Annotated in this window: 1 protein-coding gene and 1 pseudogene; both read left to right on the forward strand. The window is 64.2% G+C overall.

Annotation, left to right across the window (positions count from 1 at the left end; genetic code table 11):
• The coding region (gene thiS, locus AF337_RS39195) for a sulfur carrier protein ThiS (protein ID WP_193393709.1) at window positions 1-84 on the forward strand (84 nt) is incomplete at its 5' end.
• A gap of 3 nt (window positions 85-87) precedes the next feature.
• Window positions 88-229, forward strand: a pseudogene (locus tag AF337_RS39200) (thiazole synthase); the annotation flags it as partial.

A 229-nucleotide genomic window follows, 5' to 3' on the forward strand; every position in this document is an offset into this window, starting at 1 on the left:
CTCGTGCATCGCGAGGACCGAGCCGGCCACCGACTCGACGACGGTGATCGTATCGAAATCCTGTCCCCGATGCAGGGAGGTTGATCCATGCTTTCTCTTTATGATGCTGCACTGTCTTCGCGGCTTCTGCTCGGTACCGCGCGTTATCCGTCACCGGCCGTCCTTGCCGAGGCGGTGAGCCGGTCCGGCGCGGAGATCGTCACGGTCTCGCTTCGCCGCGAAACGGCCG

Origin of the sequence: Rhizobium ecuadorense (genome assembly GCF_001187535.1) — a bacterium.
Classification (GTDB): domain Bacteria; phylum Pseudomonadota; class Alphaproteobacteria; order Rhizobiales; family Rhizobiaceae; genus Rhizobium; species Rhizobium ecuadorense.